Here is a 21,483-nt window from a genome sequence, read left to right on the forward strand (position 1 = left end):
TCAGGGCGAATCCGGGAAGTCGGCCGGCGCGGGTAGCGTGACCGTGACCGGCGCCACCGCCCCAGCGACAGCCGGGTAAGTCGTGTCCGAAGTCCCGCGACGGATCTGCTGGACGTAGAGCATCGACGTCTCGCCTCGGTCCATCAGCGCCGGCGCCGCTTCGCCTTGGTGAACCGAGTACACGGGCACCGGATTCCGGGTGAGCGGCCCCGTGTCTCCAAAGCGGCCCGCATATCCGATGGCCGTCACCGCGCTGTCCGTTACGCCGGTGTAGAGCACGCGAACAAGCAGGCGCCCGGCCGAAGTCGTACGGAGCGACGCCGATGGATCCGACACCGCGACCATGTCGAAGGGCGGCTTTTCGTGAGGCGCGAGGCTCCCCGGTGCCGGCGGCGCCGAGGGCGCGAGCACGGGATCGAGCTCGGCCGTCGCGACGTCCGCATCGAGCCTTCGGAAGCGAAGGCCATCCGTACTCTCGGCCTCGCCGATCGACACGCCGGATGCGTAGAACAAGCGGAACCGGCCGTCCGGCAGAACGACGACCGACGGCGCGCGCACGGGCGACTGCTCCCAGCGCGCCGCGTTGGGGTCGGCCACGAAGATGGGCCCCGGCTCCTTGTGGAAGGAGAAGCCGTCACTCGACCGCGCGAGGCCGATCCCACCGGCAGCCGCGTAGTAGAGCCAGATCTCCTGGCCCACGCGCACGGCGAAGGGGCCTCCGAGGGCGCCGCCTTCCCAAGGCGCGTCGGGCACGAGGACCACCGCAGGACTGTGACCGATGTCGCCTCCGGCACCGAAGAACGCTCGGCCGTCCGTTGCGCGCGTTCGCACGATGACGTCGGCACCGTCGTCACGACGCGCCACCGCGTAGAGCAGCGTATCGCCATGATCGTCGAGCACGGCGGGCTCTCGGTAGTTCGACCCTCGCCCCTCGAGAAGAAACGGCGCGACGCTCGGCACCTCGGCGTCGGCGAGCTTGCGAAACGGCCCGACGCCCACGCTGGGCAGATCGCGATCGCCCTCGCCTTCGGCGCCGGTGGTCGCGCACGAAACCGCCAAGAGGGCGACGAGAAGGCCAGCTCGCCTCATCGCGGTGCTCCTTCCGGGCTCGCGTCGAAGGCCACCGAGAGCGTGGCGCCCGCATTGACGATGTGTCCGCCGGCGCGATAGTCGCCCACGAAATCGCCGGCGCTGGTCTTCACCGTGGTCTCCGAGAAGAGCTCGCTCAGCGCAACGTGGACGTCGAGCGAGATCGCCGCCGGGAGCTCCCGCGCGAGCCCGCGCATCGTCCCGCCGAGGCCGAGCGAAAACGTGTGCCGATCCCGATCGACGTAGTTGGTGAGCCCGGTCTGCGCTTCGATGGGGCTCTTCTGCATCTCGTAGCCACCGCGAACGAAGCCTTCGAGCTTACGCGTGCCGATCGCGCGCCATTCGAGCCCGACGTGAGGAACGATCCGATCGTGCATCCGCAGCGGAACGATCTTCGTCGGTGCGGGCGTCTCGGGCGGCGTGATCGACGCGGGCCATCCGCCACCGGGCGGAGGGATGTCGAGCACCACGTCGAGCTGCGCGACCGGTGTGACGTAGGCGCTCCAATCGATCCAGGTCGCGTCGAACGACGCGCGGAGCGTTTTCGTGAGCAGCCACGAGCCGCCCACCACGACCTGCTCCGGGAGGAAGTTGTTCACGCTCGACGTCTCGAGCTCGTAGAGCGCGGTGGTGAGCCCCGAGATGTCGCCCTGGAGGTGCGCGCTCAGGTCGAGTCCGAGCTGGAACTCCCCGCGATACACCGCGGCGAGCGCGACCTCGTCGGTCAGCACGACACGCACGCCCGCCTGCGGATAGCGAATGGCCGTCAAGTCGGCGTCGACCTCGTGTCGGAGGAGCGAGTCGTCCGGACTGAACACGTTCGCGCTGCCGGTGATGTCGAGCCGCCCCCGGGTCGACGACATGAACGAGAGCCCGCCTCCGATCTGGAGCCACGGGAACGGTTCGATCGCGATGTTTGCCGCGAGATAGAGCCGCTGGTTGCGGTTGTCGTAGAGCTCCCAGCGCGGCTGCTCTTGCTTGAGGGCGCGCACGCGTGAGAGGCGGTCGTCCGGCAGGTGGAGCGCGACGCCGAACGCGACGGGCAGCGAGAAAACGCGCCCGGGAACGACGAGGCCGGCGTTGAGTCCCTTCACCGGATCGACGCCGGTGTCCTTGTCGTCGATCGCGAGCGAATGCTCGGCGCGGAAGTAACCGATGCCGAAGTCGAGCGCGCGCGAGCGCACGATGGCCGCCGGGTTGTAATAGTTGGCGGCATAGCCGTGCGTGTCGGCGGATGCGGCGTTGCCCATCGCGGTCTCGCGCGAGCCGAAGCCATACGTGTCGGGCGGGTTCGCCTCGGCGGGAGAAGCGATCGCGAGCGCGCACGCCGCGCCGAGCAGGCGGACCGCCCAACTTCGTGCGGGCGCCATCAGAACCTCACCCCGGCGTTCAGACCGAACACGAGAACGTGACCCGACGCCTCGCCCTCGCTGAGGATCGTACCGCTGGCCTCGGCGGAGCGAATCGTGCGCGGGAGGAGCACGTGGTACTGCGCGAAGAAATCGATGTCGATCGGAGGAAGCGGACGTTTGAGCCTCAGGCCCGCGCCCGCCGTGAAGACGAGCCGATCGGAGTCGAAGTAGCGCACGGGCACGTCGACCGCTCCTTTCGCGGCGGCGTCGAAGGCTTGCGCGGTCGGCAGCTGACTCGGCAGCGGGCTCATCTCGTAGAAGACGCCGCCTCGCGCGTGGAACTCGGCGCCTCGTGCAATCGGCACGCCGTGATCGCCACCCACGCGAACGGCGAAGGTGTCTCGCCAATCGATGGCCGGCGGAAGAATCCCGCACGCGCCCGCCCCGCCCGAGTTGCAAACGACGGTCGGCTCGATGATGCCCGGAAACGAGCTCCACCTTTTGTAGACGAACTGCGCCGCGAACGTGTCGAGATCGAGTGTACGTGCGAGCTCGAACGCCACCTGCGCGGGGTCGTACTGGGCGACGCCGGAGATGTTGAAGAGCGGGATCTGAAGCGAGCTGAGCTTCGTGCCGTCGATGACGACGGCAAAGCGCGCATCGAGCGTGCCGCGATAGACGAGGCCCGCCGTCCACAGTGCGGGCCCGCGCGCGGGCAAGTCGTAGGTGGCGCCGAAGACCGGCGCGTACGTGGCGACCAGCTGATCTTCCACGCGCGTGCCGACGCGCCCCGTGGCGTCGGTCGCCGCCACGACCGTTCCAACGACCTCGGCCAGCGCCGCGAAGCCCGCGCCGACGCGCACGCCATAGCCAACGTCGACGCCAATCCCCGCGCGGATCGTGATGGACTGGGCGCGGTTGTCGAGCATCGGAAATTGCGTTTTCTCCGGATAGAGAACGCGTCCGCGCACGACCACGTCGGTCGGCTCGTAGAAGGCCATGACCACGCCCACGCGACGCGCGAGAACGCCGCCGAGCGGAACCGGCAACTCGGCTCCGATGACCGCCCCCCGCGCGGGCGACACGGACGTTCTCCCGGGGAGGCCGTCACCCTTGGCGTCGAGCCGGAAGACCGCGCCGGTGTAGCCGAGCGTGAGTTTGTTCTCACGCGTCGTCGACGCGAGGGCGGGGTTGTGGAAGGCCGACTCGTAGCCGGTGGCGTGGGCCACGCCCGTCGCGCCCATCGCGCTCGTACGAGCGCCGTAGCCGAAGAGATCTTCCGGCGAGGCCGAGGTGGCGCCGGACCACGCAAACGCGCACGCGCTCACGACGAGCGTCGTCGCCACGCGTGCCCTGCCCCTCGCCCACCCCATCGGCGGCGGCTTTACCACGGTTCAGCTCGCGTGCGGCGACGGAGCTGCGTCTCGTTCGAATCCGATCAGCCGCGCGCCGCGAGCTGACCGCACGCCGCCGCGACGTCTCCACCACCGCTGTAACGCTTGTGGGTGAAGACACCTCGCGCTTGGAGCTCGGCGCGAAACGCGTCTTCGGCGGCGTCGTCCGCACGCGAGAAGGGATCGTCCGCTTCGGCGATGCTGTTGTACGGAATCACGCTGAGACGCGGATTCGCCCCAGTCCGTTCGCGGAACGCGAGCACCATCTCGGCGAGGGCCTGCGCGTCCTCGGGGCGGTCGTTGACGCCGGCGAGCAGCGTCACGGCCCACATGGGAGCGAGCCCTGTCTCCGCCACGTGCTCCGCAGCCGCCGTGATGACCTCGTCGAGCGCGTGGGCCTTGTCGATGGGCATGAGGCGACGCCGTACGTCGCGGCGCGCCGAGCCGAGCGAGAGCCCGAGGCGAACCTTGGGGGCTTCCTTCGCGAGCCGGCGGATGCCCGTGGGCAGCCCGGACGTGCAAACCGTGATGGCGCGCGCATCGATCGCGAGGGCACTCGGCTCCTGCATCACGCGAATGGCGGCGAGCACGCGATCGAGGTTCGAGAGCGGCTCGCCCATTCCCTGGAAGACGACCCCGTGCACGCGCGCACCCGCGGGCAGACCGCGTCGCACGATGCGAACCTGCTCGACGATTTCCCAGGTCTCGAGGTTGCGCGAAAGGCCCATGCGCCCCGTCGCACAGAACGCACACGCAAGGGCGCAGCCGACCTGCGAGCTCACGCAGACCGAAAAGCGGCCTGGGTGCTCGAGCGGAATGCGCACGGTCTCGACCACGTGCCCGTCGTGCGTGCGCAAGGCGTACTTCACGAAGGGATCGATCTGGCTCTTGCGCTCGGCGACGATCTCGAGCGAAGGCACGATGCCCCGCGCGACGACCGCTTCGCGCGACGTGCGACGGATGAGCGAGCTCGGCGTCGCCACGCTCTCGTCACGGTGGACCTGCGCGACGATACGGCGGGCGTCGTCGATCGGAACGCCGGGGACCGCACGGCACAGCTCCTCCGGGACGAGTCCCTGGAGCGGGATCTTTTCGAGCGCATCCGCCGTCATTCGAACAATCCGCCTATACAAGCTTCCTGGTCAGGGCAAAAGCGGAGCGCGACGCGAGCGCGACACGAGCGCGACCGAGCGGTCACCTGACGCGGCGTCCATCCGTTGTCCTCCGCATTCGGGCGCGTTCGAGCGCCGCTCCGCTGAGCTCCCCGGCCGGCAGGGCAAAATCGGGAACCCGATTGGCGGCTTGGAGGTGCTACCTTGCGGGGGCGTGTTCGGGTTCAGCCTATCGGAGCTGGTCGTGGTCATCGTCGTGGCGCTCGTCGTCATCGGCCCGAAGGACCTGCCCAAAATGCTGCGCAAGCTCGGCCAAATGGCGGGAAAGCTCCGCCGTATGGCCTCGGAGCTCCGGGCCCAGAGTGGTATCGACGAAGCCCTGCGCTCGGAAGGCCTCGCCGACGACATCGCCGAGATCCGCAAGCTCGCCCGTGGTGAGCTCGATGCGGTCCAGAAGGCGGCCACCCTCGACATGACCGGCCTGACGAACCCGAGCAGGTCGTCGAGCTCCTCGAGCTCTTCGAACGGGTCGTCGTCATCGTATGGCTCGTCGACGTCGTTCGACGAGGACCTGGTCGTGGCCCGCGATCGCGAATACCCGCGCGACGGTGCCGACAGCTTCGGCGCCCTGCCCGACAACGCGATCATCTACGCCGAGGGCTTGCCGAAGTCGCCTCTCGCGCGTGATCCGCTCTATGTCGTCGGCGACGCGAATGCGGAGCTCCCGCCGGAGCCCGTGAAGACGCCGCCGGAGACGGAAGCCGCCTCCGCATCGAGCGACGAACCTCCGAAGCCCGTTCCGTACGGCGGTTCGGACGAGGAAGAAGCGTCGACCTCGTCGTCCGACCTCGCGAAGCACGATCGTCCCGAGGCCGAGGCCCACTGACTCCAGGCAAACGGATGTCCCAGCTCGCACGCCCCCCTCAGAACGACGAAGAGCTCACCCACGTCGATCCCGAAGACGACGTGAAGATGACGATCTGGGAGCACATCGGCGAGTTCCGCACGCGCCTCATGCGTGCCGCCGCCGCCCTCCTCGCTGGCGCGGTGGTGTGCTGGACGTTCCGCGAGAAGCTGCTCGCGTGGATCTCGCAGCCGTACATGAACGCGTGGCACGAGAAGTTCCCGAACGATCCGCCCGAGCTCCAGACGCTCGCGCCGGCCGATGCGTTCGTGAACTACATGCAACTCTCGCTGGTCGGCGGCGTGGTTCTCGCCGCGCCGGTCATCTTCTACCAGCTCTGGGCGTTCATCAGCCCAGGCCTCTACGCGCGCGAGAAGCGGTACGTCATCCCGTTCGTGCTCTTCTCGACCACGCTGTTTTTGAGCGGCGTCGCCTTCGCGTACTACGTCGCGTTCCCCTTCAGCTTCCAGTACTTCTTCTCGCTCCTGGGCGACGTCGGCGGCGTGAAGCTCACGTCACGTCCGACGATGGAGTTCTATCTCGACTTCACGACCCGCATGCTCCTCGCATTCGGCGGCGTGTTCGAGCTCCCGCTCTTCATCGCGTTCCTGGCCATCGCCGGCATCGTCACGCCGCGCCAGCTCGTACGCTTCAGCCGTTGGGCCATCATCTCGGCGTTCATCATCGGCGCGTTCGTCACGCCGGGCCCCGAGATTTCGAGCCAGCTCGCCGTCTCGGGCGCGCTCATCCTGCTCTACTTCATGAGCGTTGGTCTGTCGTTCATCGTGGCCAAGCGTCGCGACGACGAGCCGGAAGGCTCGAAGTAGCCTCAGCGACGGGCCGAGCCGGGGCTCCCCTCGCCGTTCGGCGCGAGCACGAGCATCGATTCGAGCTTCGCGGAGAGCTGATCGAAGGCTCGCAGGGCCATCACGTCGTACACGCGCGCGTCTTCCGGGCGTTCTGACGAGGCGCTGGCTGCAGCACGCAGGCTGGGATCCCACGAGGCGTAGTCGACGGAGAAGGCCTCGGGCGGCTCGACCCGGAGCGTGAAGTGCACGGCGCGCGGATCGCCGGGGACCTTCAACGTCACATCGAACTTCACGACGACGCCGACGAAACGTCGTCCTGAATCGCGGCCGACGTACGTGGCGCCGGACCATCCGATGTCGTACGCCACGAACATCGTCGGTACCGCGGGTGACGCGAGCTCTTTCGCCTCGAACGGCGCACCGAAGACGACCGGGATCATGTCCGCCCCGAAGACGCGACCGAAACCGGAGGCGAGAGCGCGTACCGCAGCGCGTTCACGTGGCGTCGACTGCGCTTCGTCGAAGTGCTTCGACACTTCGGCTCCGCCGCCACGAGCGGGACCGGTCTCCTCGAGCAGGCCCGTCGCGAGCAGCTTGTCGGCCGATGCGAGCGACGGCAGCGGGCTTCGCCGGAAGCGCACCAAGACCGCGCCCGCCGGGGCTCGATCGACGGCACGAACCAACGCCTCGGCGATCGGCACGACGTTCGAGTCGCTGGTGTTCGCGCGGGCGTGGAAGGCCGCGAGCGCAGCCTCGCGCAGATCGCGAATCTTGCTCGCCACACGCGAAGCATCGGCCGCGGCAGGCCACTTCTCCGCGAATTCGCGCAAGGACGGAACCGTGTTTCGCCGCTCGAACTCTTCGTGCAGGCGCTCCATGAGCAGCGCCTTTGCCTCGGCGTCGAGGACGCCGGGATGGGTAGCCATGAAGGCTTCCGCCGCGACGACCGTGCCCTGGCGCTTCGCCTCTTCGAGCTCGGCGCCCGGCAGAAGCACGTCGCGAACGGTCTGCGTGTGGCGCCCACCACTCGCGGCGTACGTCTCGAGCGCGGAGCGATGTCCGTCGCGTGACGCACGCCAGAAAGCGACTTCGTCGCTGGCGCGGTTGCGGATCCACCACAGAGGAAGCCCGGCGACGGCGGCGATCAGAACCAGCGCCGCGGCGCGCGTCGGGTTCGCGTGGACGGGACCGACGCGCGGCCCATCCTCGTCGATCGCCTCGAAGTCGCGAACGCGGGCGAAAAACAGCGGGTCGATCTTCAAAAGCGCCTTCGCGTCGCCCGCCGCCCGCGAGACGCCGAGGGATTCACGGACGCGCGTCAGAGCGAGCGATCGCTGCCGCGCGAGCTCGCGGTCACCGACCTCGAAACGGAACCGTCGATCGGGGAACACGAAGGTCACGCTGTCGTCGACCTCCGTATGCTTGCACTCGGAGAGCGGATACACGCGCAGCTCGCGGGACTCGGCGACGATGACGTCGCTTGCGAACGCGTACGTCCCCGGCGCGAAAGGCAACATGCTCACGCGGCGCGGCGCCAGGACGAGGCGTCTCACCACGAAGGCGACGATGCCGAGGACCGCGGCGTAGAGGACGACGTGAAGGCTACTCTGTGCGTGTCGTCCGACGTCGCCGAAGCCCCGCGCGCCGAACGCGAGACAGACTCCCCCGAGGATCACGCAGCTCGCGACCGGCCCCTGCCACGCTCGCGCGTACGGACGCACGAAGAGCGGCGCCCCCTCGTGCCCGACCGCGTCCGCCGGGAGCCGGAAGACGTCGATCAGGCGCTCACGGGTCGTGCGCGGAAGCTTGTCGAAGTCGACGCGTCGCACGTAGGTACCTGCGGCGAGAAACGGTACCAAATCACGCTCGGATCGGGCCGATTTCTCGTCTCGTCCGCGTCTTCGTTACGCGCGTCTAGGGCGAAATGATCGTACCGCGCTGCTCGACCGGTCTCAGGATGTCGTGTCGGAGATCGAAGTCGAAGACCAGAAGCGCGTAGACGAAGTCCTGCACGAGGCTGCGCGTGTCGAGCGGCATGTCGCGCTCGTAGGCGAGGTGGAGCTCGTAGTGGCCGATTCGGCCGATGATTTCATACGTGGCATCGAGCTCGGAGGGCCGGAAGGCGTTGGTCTGCCGATCCGTAAACATGGTCGCATCGAAGCCGAGCGAGAGATGGTCGTGCCACACGCTCAGCTCGGTGTGTGCTGCGTAACGAAACAGCGCCAGGCCCGTGTTGTCCGGTCGGGCCGCATACGTCGGGTTGATGGCAAACCAACCGAGCGTGAAGGCGCCGGAGATGTCGCCATCCACGAGATCGCGCCCGAGGCTCGGCCAGATCTGTGCGAGCGAGTAGAGGCTGCGCGCGCGAATGTCGGCGTACTTCTGCGAAAAGCCGCCACGGTCGACGGGAAGGTCGATTTCGAAGCGCGCGCCGAGCTCACCGTCGATGCCTCGTGCGATCGAGTGGGACGTCGCGACGCCGCTGATGAAGTCGAACTCCGTCGGCGCGAAGACGAGGAGGCCCTTGCGCTCCTTGTCCGTGAAGAAGTTGAGATCGATCGGAATCGAGAGCTTGCGCCCGATGAGGTCGACGTCGAAATGCGCGGCATAGCGCATCAACGCCAGGCCCGTATTGTCGGGCCGAGCGGCGTACGACTTGTTGAGGATCGAGACGCCGATCATCGCGGCGCCCTCGACGTCGAAGCCCTCGGGCTCGTCACCCGAAGAAACCTCGCCGCCGTGGGCGCTCCCCTGCTTGTCGAGCGCCAAGGCCGGAGACGAAAGCGACGCGCCTCCGGCGAGGATCACCGCCGCGAGCGCGTGCCTCCGGGCTCGGCTCCGCGAGAAGAACGGCATGGGGGTCTCACACGAGAATTCGACCCGAGACGAGCAGCACGCGAGGAGAGACGGTCAGCGCGTCTCTTCGGCTGCCGGTACCGGAATGCGACGCGCGTCCATCCAGAGCGAGTCGATGTCATACGTGGCGCGTGCGTCGTCCTGGAAGACGTGGACGACGACATCGCCAAAGTCCATGAGCACCCAGTTCGCGTGCGGGAGGCCCTCGACGGCGAGCGCGCGCTTGTTGCGCTTGCGCAGCGCGTCTTCGATGGCCGCCGAGAGGGCAGCGACGTGACGGTCGCTGCGGCCCGACATGAGAACGAGGAAGTCGGCGTAATCGACGCGACCGGCCACGTCGATCACCTCGAGGCCCGACGCCTTCTTGTCGATGGCAGCGGCGGCGATCGCGATGGCGATCTCACGCGACTCGTCGCTGGCCGTGCTCGTCCCTACCGGGGTCTTCACCTTCTTGAGGCGCGAGCCGTCGTCTTCTCCTCGACGCGCGCTTTCTCCTCGAGCCGCGGCCGTGGTGCGAGCCGTTGCCGGACGAGCCGTACGCGCGGGCGCGGCCTTGGTGGACCGGGCCGCGGGAGGCGCAGCCTTGCCGGCACCCGCGCGGGCGCGCGGCGTTCCGTGCGAGGTGCGAAGCATGGGGCGCTCGGGGCCCTTGGGGGGAGGACGTTTGTTGGCAGCCACTAGGAGTCTCCTGGGAGTGGGGCCTCGGGAAAAGAGGCTCCGCTCGGAATTTGGCCGATCGTCGGCGGGGCCGCGGCCGGCGTCAATCGTAAGTTCGGAGGGAAATCAGGCCCGGATCTGGCCGGCGCCGTCGACGATCCATTTCATGGTGGTGAGCGATTCGAGGCCCATGGGGCCGCGCCAGTGGAGCCGGCTCGTGGCAATTCCGATTTCGGCGCCGAGACCGAGCTCGCCACCGTCGTGGAACCGCGTCGATGCGTTGACGACCACGCAGGCAGCGTCGACCTCGCGGCGGAAGCGCTCGGCCCGCGCGGCGTCGGGCGTCAGGATGGCTTCGGTGTGACCCGAGCCGAACTCCGCAATGTGGGCGAGCGCCCCGTCGAGCCCGTCGACCACGCGAATCGCGAGCACCGTATCGAGGAACTCTTTCCCCCAATCGCCGGCCGCGGCCGGCTTGGCTGCGGGAGCGAGCGCGAGCGTGCGTTCGTCACCGTGGAGCTCGCAGCCGGCGTCGAGGAGTGCCTTGGCAACCGGCGGAAGAATGCGTTCGGCATCCTTGGCGTCGACGAGGAGGCACTCGAGGGCGTTGCAAACGCCCGGCCGCTGCATCTTCGCGTTCAGCACGATGCGCGTGGCCGAGGCGAGGTCGACGCCGGCATCGAGAAACACGTGGCACACGCCCTTGTAGTGCTGCACGACCGGCACGCGGGCGTTCTCGGTCACGAAGCGAATGAGCGCTTCGCCGCCGCGCGGAATGGCGAGGTCGACGAAGTCGCTCTGCTGAACGAGTGCACGTACACCGTCGCGATCGGTGAACGGAAGGATCTGGACTGCATCGGCGGGCAGGGCCGCGCTCTCGATGGCGCGTGTCAGGACCTCAGCGAGCGCGGCGTTCGAGCGGACCGCCTCGGAGCCTCCTCGCAAAACGACCGCGTTTCCCGCCTTGAGCGTGAGCGCGCTCGCCTCCACGGTCACGTTGGGGCGCGCTTCGTAGATCATGGCAACGACGCCGAGCGGTACGCGCACGCGCGAGACGAGAAGCCCGTCGTCGCGGGTCATGCGCGAGACGACCTCGCCGACCGGATCAGGCAGCGCTACGACCTCGCGCACGCTCTTGGCGACGCCCGCCAAGCGGCTCGCGTCGAGCGTGAGCCGATCCAGCATCGCGCCCGTGGTCCCCTTCTCTCGCGCGGCAGCGACGTCGGCCGCGTTCGCCGCCAGAATCGTGCTCGCGTTGGTCTCGAGCGCCTGGGCGACGGCCTCGAGCGCGGCGTCTTTTTCGGCGCGCGGACGCGGAGCGAGCTTTCGCGCGGCCTTACGGGCACGTTCGCAGATCGCTCGGACTTCCGCGTCGAGTGGCGTCATCGGCGGGACTTATAGCGCGCGCCCCGCTCTAGCGGAGGTGAAACGTTCCGAAGCGCTACCGTGAGGGCCGACGGCGGTAGACCCAGTACCCGGTGCGCTCGTAGGCGAGCTCGAAGTGCTCGCGAAGAACGCGCCGGAGCTCGGGCGAAAAGCGGTCGTGGACCACGTCGACGGTCGCCAGCGGGCGCTCGAGCAGGTCGTCCTGCATGACGAGGCATCGTGCCGAGGGATGGCTGACGTCAGCCATCCAAGCCTCGACCGGCCAGCGCCCGCGCCTCGACGAATGCGTGGCCTGGAAAGGCGTCTGGACGATGCGGCCGTTCATCATGAGCTCCAGGCCGGGCTCGTCGGCGAGAACGACGTCGTTCGGCGCGGCTCCGCAGGAAGCACGAACGTTCGCGATCGTGGCAGCGCGCGCTCGATCGAGCGGGACGTGCTCGCGAGCGCTGTTCCACGATGCGAGTCCCGTCCAGAGCGCCTGCACCAGCGCGACGATGGCCAAAACGAGCGGAGGAACGCGGAGCTTGGGCACGTCCGCACGCGCGAGGACGATCACCGCCGCCACGCACGGCTCGAGAAGATAGTTCGAAGCGCTTCCGATCTTCGACAGACAGAGGATGCACCAGGCGATGGCCCCGAGCAGGGCACCGGTCGCGATGGCCGCGCCCGGATCCTTGCGCCCGTGGAGCCCGACGAGTGCGGCGAAGCCGAGGGGCAGCCCCACGAACGGGCCACGTGAGACGAGCTGGTCGATCCAGTGGGCGACGTCGGGCGGCTGCCCGGTGGAGGCCAGCAGGTGCTCGACCCATGCCGAGCCCGTGCGTGAGGTGAGCGCGCCGGCAATGAGGGCCGACACCAGCACTACCCCCGCGATGCCCGGAATCACGGCTCGCGCGATGCGACGAACCACTTCGCTCCGCGCGCCGCGCTCGGCAAGGACGGCCGCCAGCGCCGCGCCGACAAACGCCCCCGGAGCCAGGCCCACCACGTTCGGTTTGAGCCAGGCCGCGAGCCCGAAGAGGACGCCGCTCACGAGATCGATCGAGGGAAATTTCCCCGACGAGCGCCGCGTCGCGCGTTCGAGGGCAAGGCCCGATGCGAAGACGGCGATGCCGTCGGGTCGCGCCGAGGTCCCATAGAACGCCAGGAGCCAGATACCCCCTGCGAAGGCCGCTCCAAGCGCACAGGCCGGACGACGCTTCCGAGGCGCGCGCGCGACGATGAAGGCCAGCAGCCCGAACCACGCGAAGAACCCGACACTGCGCGCGACGCCGAACGCGAGCTGCGCGGGGACGAGCGAAAGGAAGAAGGGCCAGACCGGCGGGTAGAGAACGAGGTAGCGCGCAGGAATGGGCCCGTAGTCCGCGGCACCGGTCGCGACGTCCGTATAAAGAGGAAGGCCTGCTCGAAGGCGATCCGCTTCGAACAGCACTTCCCCTTCGACGCCGTCGAGCGGTCGGACGAACGCCGTCACCGCTTCCCATGCGAGCGTCGCCACCAGCGCCATGGCGACCACCGCCACGGCTGCGAAGAAGACGACACGAGAAAGGCGCGCGACGGTCACGAGCTCGGACCGCGCATACCACGCCCTCGTGCGGACGGGGGCACCGGGTCTCAGAACCCGATGGCGATGTGCGCTCCGGCAAGCGCGTACGCCCGCAGATCCTTCACGTCCGAATCCACGGGCCCAATGAGCCCGCCGGTCACGTCGGCGCCAATACGAACGTCGGCATCATCGAAGCCGAGCGCGTACTCGACGCCGATACGCCCCGTCCCGACCCCGGCAAAACCGCTGGTATCGGGCCGACTGACGTGCACGAGAGCGACGCCCATGCCGACGAGCGGATGAACCGGCCCGCGCTTGAGGAGGTCGAGCGTGATTTCGCCTCCGTACTGGCCCACGGCATCGCCGGTGACGGCGACGGAGCCATTCGAGGTCCCCTCACCTCTCGTCCATGCCGCCGAGAGCCGTCCGCCGACGGATCCGGAGCCGAAGGAGGCGGAGGCGCCCACGCCTAGGCCGAACCCTTTGCCGGTCGTGATCGCCGTCGGTCCGAGTTCGAGACGAAACGACGACCGACGAAGCTCCCTCGCCGGAACGAACCGATCATCGACCACCCGCGGCGCCGACGGTGGCTCCTCGGGCGCCATCACACGGGCCGGAGGTTCGGCGAAGCGATTCGGAGACCCGACGGTGACGCTCGCTTCTCCGGCCGATGCGGGAGCGGCAACCAGAAGACCGAGCGCTCCGGCCACGCCACCGAGCACCACGCATCTCCACGACACTTTGCGTTTCTTGGCTGATGTTCCCATCGCATGTGGAGAAACGAGCACCCCGCCACGGCCTTACAGCTCGGCGCCATCTCGCGGCGCGTCAGGAGAGAACGGAAGCGAATGTGCGATGAGGCTGCATAACCGGGGCGAAATCGGCTATTGTTTCGTGCCGATGTCGCGCGGTTTGCGCCACCTCTCCAGACTTCTCTCGGGCGCACTGGTCTTCTCCGTTGCATGCCTGCCTTCGTCCGCGCTCGCTCAGTCGAAGCCGACGACGACGCAGACGTCGGCCGCCGAGCCGATGACGGAGGCTCAGGCGAGTGCCCAGCAACACTTCCAGCGCGCCAAGGAGCTCTATCAAACCGGCGCCTACCGTGAGGCCGTCGCGGAGCTCGAACAGGCGCGCGCGCTCGATCCGAAGGCGAAAGATCTCGTCTTCAATCTCGGCGTCGTGACCGAGAAACTCGGTAAGTACGACGACGCCGTCGCGTACTTCCGCCAGTACATGGAGATGGACTCGGTCACGCCCGCGGAACGCGCGAAGGCCGAGACGATCGTGAAGCGCCTCGAGGGAGCGAAGCGCGAGGTCGTTCCGCAAGAGTCGACGCCCGCGGCGAAGACGCCGGAACAATCCTCACCGCAGACGACGACCACCGACCCGCGGCCCGTCGAGCACGGTCGCTTCGACACGGCCACGAAGGTCGCGGGCGCCATCGCCATCGTGGGTCTCGGCGTGGGTATCGGCTTCGGCATTCGCGCCATCGCGCTCGATCCGAAGAACTTCACCACCGGCAAAGACGGCACCTACGACGACCTCAAGACGCGCACCGACGACGCGCATACGTCGGCCATCGTGTCGGACGTCGGGCTCGGCGTTGGCGTCGTCGCCGCGCTCGCCACCGCCTGGCTCTACTTCGGACGCACCAAGGAGCCGAAACACACGACGACGCCCTCGGCTTCGCTCGTACCCGGAGGGGCCGTCATGCTCCTCGGGGGGTCGTTCCAATGAAACCCACGGCGCTCCTCGGCGCAGGCTTGTTCCTCACGATCGCCGGCATCGGCTGCAGCGTGATCGTCTCGGCCGACGTGCCCGAGTTCTCGTGCGACGTCCGCGATCCGCGCGTGTGTCCTTCGGGGCAGGTTTGTGATCTCACGCGCGGCAAGTGCGTCGTGCCTTCCGACGCGCCGTCCGTCGACGGGACCGACGCCGACGACCCCGATGCGGACACGCCGGACGTCGATCAGCCGGCCGACGGTTCCGACCTCCCGCATGCGCTCGGCGCGCAGTGCCGCCTCGACGCCGATTGCGAGAGCAGCCTTTGCGGCACGAGCAACATGCTCACGACGCCGATCGTCGCCGACACCGGGCCGATCTGCACGAAGACGTGCTGCACCTCGAAGGACTGCCCGAGCGGCTTCGTGTGCTTCGGCGCCGGCACCGGCGGCAACTATTGCGTGCCGTCGTCGAAGGCGGGGCGCATCCCCGCGGCCAGCGGCGGAAAACTCCCTGGCGCAACCTGCAGCGGAGCCTCGGATTGCCGCTCCGGTCTCTGCCAGGCCGGCAAGTGCGTCGACACCTGCTGCGTGCCGACGGACTGCACGAACAACACGGTCTGCCAGGTCGCCACGCTCGCCGGCCCCGGCCCGAGCCACGACGTCTGGATGTGCGCCGCCGTCAACGCCGCCGCCACGAAGGACGCCGGCGAGACCTGCACGAACGTCGAGAACGAGTGCAGGAACAACAACTGCATCGGTAGCAAGTGCCGCGAGTCGTGCTGCAGCGTCGCAACGTGCGAGAGCCAAGGCCGCACGGGCGGGCACTGCCGCTACGCCGAGAGCGGGAGCGACCGCATCAAGTTCTGCGAGTACACGACGAACGGCCTCGCCGACGACGCGAAGTGCACGCAAGACACCGAGTGCCAGTCGGACTTCTGCGATCCCGAAACGAAGAAGTGCGCCTGGGTCTGCTGCCGCGATTCCGACTGCGCGGGTAGCAAGGTCTGCCGCCCGTCGGGCATTGGTCTCCCCTTCTTGCGGTGTGTCAGTCTACGCTGAGGGCACGCCCTCATGCCGAAGCCGACCGCCCACTTTCGATGCTTCCGCGGCTGCGCGGGAGCTTGGCCGCTGACCCAAGCCATCTATCGCTGCCCCACGTGTGACGGCCTGCTCGAGGTCGCCCACGATCGCGCTGCGCTCGCCCAAACGAGCGCCGACGAATGGCGCGCGCGCTTCGATGCGCGCTGGTCGCCGACGGCAAGGGAGATCCCCATGCCTTCGGGCGTCTGGAGCAAGCGCGAGTGGGTCGCCCCCGAGGTGCCCGACGACTGCATCGTATCGACCGGCGAAGGCATGACAGCGCTCTATCCGGCGAAGCTCCTCGCGAAGCAGAGCGGCATCCGCGAGCTCTACGTCAAGCAGTGCGGGACCACACACACCGGCTCGTTCAAAGATCTCGGGATGACGGTGCTCGTGAGTGTCGTCAACCAGGCCGTCCGCCAAGGCTCGCTCAAGGTCCGAGCCATCGCGTGCGCGAGCACCGGCGACACGTCCGCCGCGCTCGCCGCGTACGGTGCTGCTGCAGGCCTGCCGGTCGTCGTGCTCTTGCCGCGCGGGATGGTCAGCGTAGGACAGCTCGTCCAACCGCTCGCTCACGGCGCTCGCGTCCTCGCCCTCGACACGGACTTCGACGGTTGTATGCGCATCGTCAGAGAGCTCGCCGCGCGAGGCCTCGTCTACCTCGCCAACTCGATGAACCCGCTCCGCATCGAGGGCCAGAAGACGGTGGCGATCGAGATCGCCCAGCAGCTCGGCTGGCAGGCTCCCGATTGGGTCGTCATCCCGAGTGGCAATCTCGGAAATGCCGCCGCCCTTTATGCGGGCTTCGCCATGGCGCGCGATCTCGGCCTGGTCGATCGACTCCCGCGTCTCTGCGTGGCGCAAGCGGCCAACGCCGATCCCATGTATCGCGCCTTCATGAAGGGGCAGACCGAGGTCACGCCGGTCGTCGCAAAGGCCACGCAAGCAAGCGCCATCCGCATCGGCAACCCCGTGAGCGCTCCTCGTGCCATGGCTGCTCTCAAGGCGATGAACGGGGTCGTCGAAGAGGCCACGGAACAAGAGCTCGCCGATGCTTGCGCCAAGGCCGATCGCACCGGACTCTACGCGTGCCCTCACACGGGCGTCGGCCTCGCGTGCGCCATGAAGCTTCGCGCACGAGGCGTGATCGCCGAGAGCGAGCGGGTCGTCGTCGTCTCCACGGCGAGCGCGCTGAAGTTCACCGAGTTCAAGCTCGGCTACCACGAGAAGAAGCTCCCGGAGGTCGACTCCACGCTCGCCAACGAGCCGATCGCGCTTCCGGCCGACGTCGAAACCGTCGTGCAACACCTTCCTCCCTGAGCAGCGAGGAGCGGCGAGCCCACAAAACGCCAGGGGCGCCCTGCGAATCGCTTCGCGGGCGCCCTCGTGCGGTTTCGTCTGTCGACTACTGGTCGGCGGCGTCCGACGCGTCGTTCGACGCATCGCTGCCGTCGACGACCGAGGCATCCGTCGCGTCAGTGCCGGCGTCGGCGACCGTCGAGCTGTCGGCCGCACCGGAGTCCGTGGTCTCGACCGGGATCTTCGTACGATCGAAATCGACGACGAGCTCGCAGCCCAGCGCGAACGAAGAGGCAACGGCGGCGAGGACGAGTCCTCTGTGAATCTGCTTGAGCTTCATTGCGCGGCCTCTCAGAAGCGAACGTTGACGCCCGCACCGCCGCCGGTCGGCGACACGTACGGCGTTGGGGTCACGGTGATGGACGACTTCTTCTTGGTGTTGTCGGCCGTCTTGGTCGGCGAAGACGCCTTCGCCGTTGCCGGCTGGTCGCTCGACAGGAAGAGGACGGCGCTGGTGACGCCGAACGTGATCGCGATGCCGAACATCATGTCGGCGACGAGCGCGTTGTTCTCACCATCGTCGGCAAGCTTCGTCGTGCGCTGGTTGGGGTGATTGTTGAAGTCATTCGACTGCGAGAGCGCCGCGATACCGAAGCCGGTACCGACACCGGCCGCCACGAGCGCAACGGCGCCAGTCACGTACGCGGGGATCTTGCTGCGCGGCTCGACCGGCGGCGGAGGCGGAGCGGCCGGAGCAGCCGGAGCGGCCTCAGAGGCGACCGGCGGCGGCGGAGGCGGCGGGGGCGGCTCGGCCTTCTTGACGAGATCGACCTTCAGGTCCTGCTTCGACCCGAACGTCACGTCGACGTCCTTGTCGGCCGTCTCGTAGCCCTCGGCCGCGAGGCGGATCGTGTGCTTGCCCGGAGCGAGCTCGAGATCCGTCGGCGTCGGGTTACCGGCGGGCTGCGCGGCGGGAGCGGGCGCGGGCTGCGCGGCGGGCTGAGCACCGGGCGCCGCCGGAGCGGCCGCCTGCGCGTTCGCCGGCGGATCGACCGTGACGGTCGCGCCGGGAGGCACGCTGTCGACGTGAACCTTGCCCGGCAAGGCCTTGATGGCCTCGACGCGCTTCTTCGCTTCCTCGACCTGGTCCTTGCTCTTCGCGGGAGCGTCCGCGATGAACTTCTCGAACGCCGCGACGGCCTCCGAGTAGTGCTGAAGGTTGTCCTGGCTGAGCGCGATGTAGCGCTGCGTCTCCGGCGCAGCCTTCGCTGCATTCGACGCTTCGAAATCTGCAAGCGCGCCTGCGTAGTCGGCGGCCTTGAACTTCTTCTCGCCGGACGCGAAGAGCGCCTTCGCGTCAGCCGGCTTCGCGGCAGGTGCGGTACCCGCGGCGGGGGCAGTCGGCTTCGCGGCGGCGGGCGTCGGCTTGGCTCCAGGCGCGGTCGGCGCTGCCGTGGGCTTCGGCGGCGGTGCAGTCGTGACCGGGCCGGCCGTGGGAGCGATCTGCGCCGATGCGGGAGCCACGGCGAGACCGATGGCGACGGCGATCACGCTCGCGACGCCTCTCGAATTCCCGAGGATCTTCATAGGTTCGCAACTTACACCAACGTCGCATCGATGGGGACGGCCTTTCGTGGTGAACGAAGACCGCTCGCCACGCCCCTGCCCCGTGCGAAAACGCCCGTTGCAAGACGTGACATTGTGCGCACAACAATGCGTAATTATTACATTTTCAGTCTCTTCACGACGCGCGACTGCACGCCGTTCGACGGTCCGCTACGGCCGAGGAGGTGACGGATGCGTGACGAAACCCACCTCCGCAAGCCCAGTCGTAGCGCGGTTTCCGGGCGAGACTTCCCGCCCGCTCTCGCGGAGGCGTGTCGAAGATCTCCGTCCTCCCTCTCCTGCGCGAGGTCCCGCGCCTACGCCAATTGCATGCACAACACACCAATTAGATCGCCGTGGTCGGTGCACCTCATGCGCGCCCGATGGCCTCGTGCAAACGCCTGCTCCATGTCGGCGAGCGCGTCTTCGAAGCGATTCGAGAGCACGCCCAATTTTGCGGACGGCGAAGGGCGCGCGTGACCGTACGACCAGCCGTCTCACGCGTGGAGACTGGAGTCTCTCAGAGGGAGGTCAGCGTGGACTGGTTTCCGCGAGCGCACTCAACTCGGTCGCATCCACGATGCGCCGAAGCGCGGATTCGTCGTCGTCGCGCCCGCCCTCGCGTGTCTCGTACGCGAAGACGTAACCTGCGTTGCCGTGGACGAAGGCGGTCGACCACACCTTCGCCGACTCGCCCTTCCCGTTCTTGAGACGACCATGCACGACGGCGCGTGAATCGCCCGCGGAGGTGTCGTCGTTACGGCTGAGTTCCTCGTAGTCGCCGGTTGCGCGCGGCAAGGCAGCGAGCACCTCCGGATAGAACCTCTTGTGCACCCACCAGGGTTCCCGGGAGCCTGGCTCGAGTGGGATCGCGAAGAGGACGATGGCGTCATCGCCTCCACGTATCTGCAGAACGGCCGTCGTCGATCCGGGCGGACCATCGGCAAGGCGTGCCGCGAACGCGGACGGAAAGCGCGCAACGAACAGACCGTTGGGCGCTCGCCACGTTGTCTTGCCCGCTTCGCCACGCGTGAAGCCGAACCCACGAACGTCGAACACGGAACAGACACGCGTGATGGCAGCGATGGCAGCAATGGCAACTAGACCGACCACCACGAGGCCCAACGAGAACGGCTTGCGCGGCGGAGGACGGACTCTGCCGCGCGTCGGAACGGGCCAAACCGCCGGTGAGATCTCCATCCCATCCACGCGCAGGATACACACGGGAACATTCGCATCGAACGTGACGACGACCGGCAACTCACCGGCGTACGGAACGACGTGACCTTCCGGCCGCGCACCTCGTTGTCCGCGCCCGACGCGCTGAGCGCCGACGAAGACGGACTCCACGGCGGCTTCGACGTCGAGCGTCGCCGCGACCCGTGGTCCCCCCGGCACCTGCCATTCCCATCGAAGCTCGGATTTCTGCTCCGTCGCAGAACGACTCACGCTGCCATCGTACGTGAACGAACCTTCGACGTCACGAGCCACCACGGGAGCCTGAGCACGGCACACTTGGGCATCGCCGGTGCCGAAGAGCATGCTATCGATCCTGCGACGATGGCATTCTGCCGTCACGCACGTCGCTGGACACGGGGATGGCTCGCACTGCTGATGGCGACGAGTGGCGTCCTCGTTGCACCGTTCGCACGTGCGAACGACGCGGTGATGACGGCGGCCAATCCGTCGTCAGCCCGCGCCCACACTACGCCCCCGACGGGCAAGGTCGAGTTGCATTGGACTGCGCCGGTTGGCTGCCCTGACGGCGCCACGGTCCTCGGCCAGGTTCGCTCGCTCGCCCCGCGTGAGCCAGACGAGCCGATCGACGCCAGTGCCAAAGTCTGGGTCGACGAACGAGGCCGCTGGCGCGTCGCGCTGGTGACGGAGTCGGCGGGCGTTCGCGGCGAACGCATCATCGACGCGGAAACGTGCACGCTGGCCGCGGACGCGACGACGTTCGTGCTCGCGATGATGATCGACCCTGAGGCCGTTCGGGCCCGGCTCACAGGCACGCCGAACGACAAAGCCCCCGAGGCTGCGCCTCCGCCGAAAGCGCCCGCCGCAGACGCGCCAGCCGCCCCCGCGAGGACGAGGGAGTCGGGCACGGAGTCTCCCAAGCCACCGTTGGATCCTCGGTTCGGGCTCGCGGCCCTCGCAAGCGTCGACTCGGCCGTGCTGCCGAGCGCAGGCATTGGTTTCGGCGGCGCGCTGAGCGCTCGCGTGTTTCCGTGGAACGACCGTGTGACCCGGCTGCGCGTGCGTGCGGAGGCGTCGTTCCGATACTTCCCAGCGGTCCACGCCACCTCAAGCGTCGAGCCGTCGCGAGGTGCCGACCTCCGCCTCGCCACAGGCCAGACGACCCTTTTCGCGAGCTGGGAGCTTGGACCGCTCGCCATCGGTCCGTCGCTTGGGCTCGAAGTCGGAGCGCTGACGGGCGATGGACGCGGCGTGACCCAACCCGTCCACGGCTCGAGCCTCTGGCTGGCCGCTCTTCCGGGCACCTTCGCGCGGTGGCCCGCCCGCGCCCCCCTCGCGGCCCGCGCGCAGGTGGAGGTTCCCATCCCTCTCGGCAGGAGCGAATTCGTCCTGTCAAACGAGATTCTCCATCAATCGGCCCCCTCCGTACGGGCCTCGATAGCCGCAGACTTCAGGTTCTGACGAAAACCGTAC

At 68.2% G+C, this 21,483-nt stretch carries 19 protein-coding genes; 6 read left to right on the forward strand and 13 right to left on the reverse strand.

What is annotated here, in order from left to right; genetic code table 11:
• The 4 genes from AKJ09_RS42865 to rlmN all read right to left on the reverse strand — a co-directional run bounded on the left by AKJ09_RS42865 (window position 1) and on the right by rlmN (window position 4,947).
• Entirely contained in the window at window positions 1–1,089 is a 1,089-nt protein-coding gene (locus tag AKJ09_RS42865) for a glycoside hydrolase family protein (RefSeq protein ID WP_146653627.1), read from the reverse strand.
• Window positions 1,086–2,459, reverse strand: a complete 1,374-nt coding sequence (locus AKJ09_RS42870; RefSeq protein ID WP_146653628.1) for an OmpP1/FadL family transporter — start codon at window positions 2,457–2,459, stop codon at window positions 1,086–1,088. The genes AKJ09_RS42865 and AKJ09_RS42870 overlap by 4 nt, the downstream gene beginning before the upstream one ends.
• Entirely contained in the window at window positions 2,459–3,787 is a 1,329-nt protein-coding gene (locus tag AKJ09_RS53720) for an OmpP1/FadL family transporter (protein WP_169928329.1), read from the reverse strand. The genes AKJ09_RS42870 and AKJ09_RS53720 overlap by 1 nt, the downstream gene beginning before the upstream one ends.
• Window positions 3,788–3,879: 92 nt before the next feature.
• On the reverse strand, window positions 3,880–4,947 hold the full coding sequence (rlmN, locus tag AKJ09_RS42880; RefSeq protein ID WP_146653629.1) for a 23S rRNA (adenine(2503)-C(2))-methyltransferase RlmN: 1,068 nt from the start codon (window positions 4,945–4,947) through the stop codon (window positions 3,880–3,882).
• Between the two features lie 214 nt (window positions 4,948–5,161).
• On the opposite strand from rlmN, the gene tatB reads away from it, so the two are divergent.
• Both tatB and tatC read left to right on the forward strand, forming a co-directional pair.
• Window positions 5,162–5,833: a Sec-independent protein translocase protein TatB gene (gene tatB / locus AKJ09_RS53725; RefSeq protein ID WP_169928330.1), complete on the forward strand. Its 672-nt coding sequence runs from the start codon at window positions 5,162–5,164 to the stop codon at window positions 5,831–5,833.
• Window positions 5,834–5,847: 14 nt separating this feature from the next.
• A complete protein-coding gene (gene tatC, locus AKJ09_RS42890; protein ID WP_146653631.1) occupies window positions 5,848–6,678 on the forward strand; it encodes a twin-arginine translocase subunit TatC in 831 nt (276 codons plus the stop codon).
• A 2-nt stretch (window positions 6,679–6,680) separates the two neighbouring features.
• Here tatC and AKJ09_RS42895 read toward each other — a convergent pair whose 3' ends face one another.
• From AKJ09_RS42895 to AKJ09_RS42920, 6 genes are all read right to left on the reverse strand, one after another.
• On the reverse strand, window positions 6,681–8,489 hold the full coding sequence (locus AKJ09_RS42895; RefSeq protein WP_146653632.1) for a hypothetical protein: 1,809 nt from the start codon (window positions 8,487–8,489) through the stop codon (window positions 6,681–6,683).
• A gap of 85 nt (window positions 8,490–8,574) precedes the next feature.
• Window positions 8,575–9,516, reverse strand: a complete 942-nt coding sequence (locus AKJ09_RS42900) for a hypothetical protein (RefSeq protein ID WP_146653633.1) — start codon at window positions 9,514–9,516, stop codon at window positions 8,575–8,577.
• Window positions 9,517–9,570: 54 nt separating this feature from the next.
• Window positions 9,571–10,194: a ribosome silencing factor gene (rsfS, locus tag AKJ09_RS42905; protein WP_205633951.1), complete on the reverse strand. Its 624-nt coding sequence runs from the start codon at window positions 10,192–10,194 to the stop codon at window positions 9,571–9,573.
• A gap of 105 nt (window positions 10,195–10,299) precedes the next feature.
• A complete protein-coding gene (locus AKJ09_RS42910; RefSeq protein WP_146653635.1) occupies window positions 10,300–11,559 on the reverse strand; it encodes a glutamate-5-semialdehyde dehydrogenase in 1,260 nt (419 codons plus the stop codon).
• Between the two features lie 55 nt (window positions 11,560–11,614).
• Window positions 11,615–13,123, reverse strand: coding sequence for a hypothetical protein (locus tag AKJ09_RS42915; RefSeq protein ID WP_146653636.1), 1,509 nt, complete (start codon window positions 13,121–13,123; stop codon window positions 11,615–11,617).
• 50 nt (window positions 13,124–13,173) lie between these two features.
• On the reverse strand, window positions 13,174–13,845 hold the full coding sequence (locus tag AKJ09_RS42920) for a hypothetical protein (protein ID WP_146653637.1): 672 nt from the start codon (window positions 13,843–13,845) through the stop codon (window positions 13,174–13,176).
• A gap of 160 nt (window positions 13,846–14,005) precedes the next feature.
• On the opposite strand from AKJ09_RS42920, the gene AKJ09_RS42925 reads away from it, so the two are divergent.
• Genes AKJ09_RS42925 through thrC form a run of 3 tightly spaced genes read left to right on the forward strand, consistent with a single transcriptional unit; the run spans window position 14,006 to window position 17,229 of the window.
• The gene (locus AKJ09_RS42925; RefSeq protein WP_169928331.1) at window positions 14,006–14,842 is read left to right on the forward strand and encodes a tetratricopeptide repeat protein; all 837 of its coding nucleotides are present in this window, start codon (window positions 14,006–14,008) and stop codon (window positions 14,840–14,842) included.
• Window positions 14,839–15,888 carry a hypothetical protein gene (locus AKJ09_RS42930; protein ID WP_146653639.1) on the forward strand — a complete coding sequence of 350 codons (1,050 nt, stop codon included), beginning with the start codon at window positions 14,839–14,841 and terminating at the stop codon, window positions 15,886–15,888. The genes AKJ09_RS42925 and AKJ09_RS42930 overlap by 4 nt, the downstream gene beginning before the upstream one ends.
• A gap of 12 nt (window positions 15,889–15,900) precedes the next feature.
• On the forward strand, window positions 15,901–17,229 hold the full coding sequence (gene thrC, locus AKJ09_RS42935; RefSeq protein ID WP_146653640.1) for a threonine synthase: 1,329 nt from the start codon (window positions 15,901–15,903) through the stop codon (window positions 17,227–17,229).
• 85 nt (window positions 17,230–17,314) lie between these two features.
• Here thrC and AKJ09_RS42940 read toward each other — a convergent pair whose 3' ends face one another.
• The 3 genes from AKJ09_RS42940 to AKJ09_RS42950 form a co-directional block, all read right to left on the reverse strand.
• Window positions 17,315–17,548 carry a hypothetical protein gene (locus AKJ09_RS42940; RefSeq protein ID WP_146653641.1) on the reverse strand — a complete coding sequence of 78 codons (234 nt, stop codon included), beginning with the start codon at window positions 17,546–17,548 and terminating at the stop codon, window positions 17,315–17,317.
• An 11-nt stretch (window positions 17,549–17,559) separates the two neighbouring features.
• Window positions 17,560–18,795 (reverse strand): PEGA domain-containing protein, encoded by a 1,236-nt coding sequence (locus AKJ09_RS42945; RefSeq protein WP_146653642.1) that lies wholly within the window; start codon window positions 18,793–18,795, stop codon window positions 17,560–17,562.
• Window positions 18,796–19,344: 549 nt separating this feature from the next.
• Window positions 19,345–20,262 carry a hypothetical protein gene (locus AKJ09_RS42950; RefSeq protein ID WP_146653643.1) on the reverse strand — a complete coding sequence of 306 codons (918 nt, stop codon included), beginning with the start codon at window positions 20,260–20,262 and terminating at the stop codon, window positions 19,345–19,347.
• A 111-nt stretch (window positions 20,263–20,373) separates the two neighbouring features.
• On the opposite strand from AKJ09_RS42950, the gene AKJ09_RS42955 reads away from it, so the two are divergent.
• Entirely contained in the window at window positions 20,374–21,471 is a 1,098-nt protein-coding gene (locus tag AKJ09_RS42955) for a hypothetical protein (protein ID WP_146653644.1), read from the forward strand.
• The last annotated feature ends 12 nt before the right edge of the window (window positions 21,472–21,483 follow it).

Source organism: Labilithrix luteola, assembly GCF_001263205.1.
Taxonomy (GTDB): Bacteria; Myxococcota_A; Polyangia; order Polyangiales; family Polyangiaceae; genus Labilithrix; species Labilithrix luteola.

Excerpts from the sequence above, each read along its gene's own strand:
- AKJ09_RS42940 (WP_146653641.1), bottom strand. The coding sequence starts at position 17,548 with ATGAAGCTCAAGCAGATTCACAGAGGACTCGTCCTCGCCGCCGTTGCC.
- AKJ09_RS42910 (WP_146653635.1), bottom strand. The coding sequence starts at position 11,559 with ATGACGCCACTCGACGCGGAAGTCCGAGCGATCTGCGAACGTGCCCGT.
- AKJ09_RS42945 (WP_146653642.1), bottom strand. The coding sequence starts at position 18,795 with ATGAAGATCCTCGGGAATTCGAGAGGCGTCGCGAGCGTGATCGCCGTC.
- AKJ09_RS42930 (WP_146653639.1), top strand. The coding sequence starts at position 14,839 with ATGAAACCCACGGCGCTCCTCGGCGCAGGCTTGTTCCTCACGATCGCC.
- AKJ09_RS42900 (WP_146653633.1), bottom strand. The coding sequence starts at position 9,516 with ATGCCGTTCTTCTCGCGGAGCCGAGCCCGGAGGCACGCGCTCGCGGCG.
- AKJ09_RS42925 (WP_169928331.1), top strand. The coding sequence starts at position 14,006 with ATGTCGCGCGGTTTGCGCCACCTCTCCAGACTTCTCTCGGGCGCACTG.
- rlmN (WP_146653629.1), bottom strand. The coding sequence starts at position 4,947 with ATGACGGCGGATGCGCTCGAAAAGATCCCGCTCCAGGGACTCGTCCCG.
- AKJ09_RS42955 (WP_146653644.1), top strand. The coding sequence starts at position 20,374 with ATGGCATTCTGCCGTCACGCACGTCGCTGGACACGGGGATGGCTCGCA.
- thrC (WP_146653640.1), top strand. The coding sequence starts at position 15,901 with ATGCCGAAGCCGACCGCCCACTTTCGATGCTTCCGCGGCTGCGCGGGA.
- AKJ09_RS42870 (WP_146653628.1), bottom strand. The coding sequence starts at position 2,459 with ATGGCGCCCGCACGAAGTTGGGCGGTCCGCCTGCTCGGCGCGGCGTGC.
- tatC (WP_146653631.1), top strand. The coding sequence starts at position 5,848 with ATGTCCCAGCTCGCACGCCCCCCTCAGAACGACGAAGAGCTCACCCAC.
- AKJ09_RS42865 (WP_146653627.1), bottom strand. The coding sequence starts at position 1,089 with ATGAGGCGAGCTGGCCTTCTCGTCGCCCTCTTGGCGGTTTCGTGCGCG.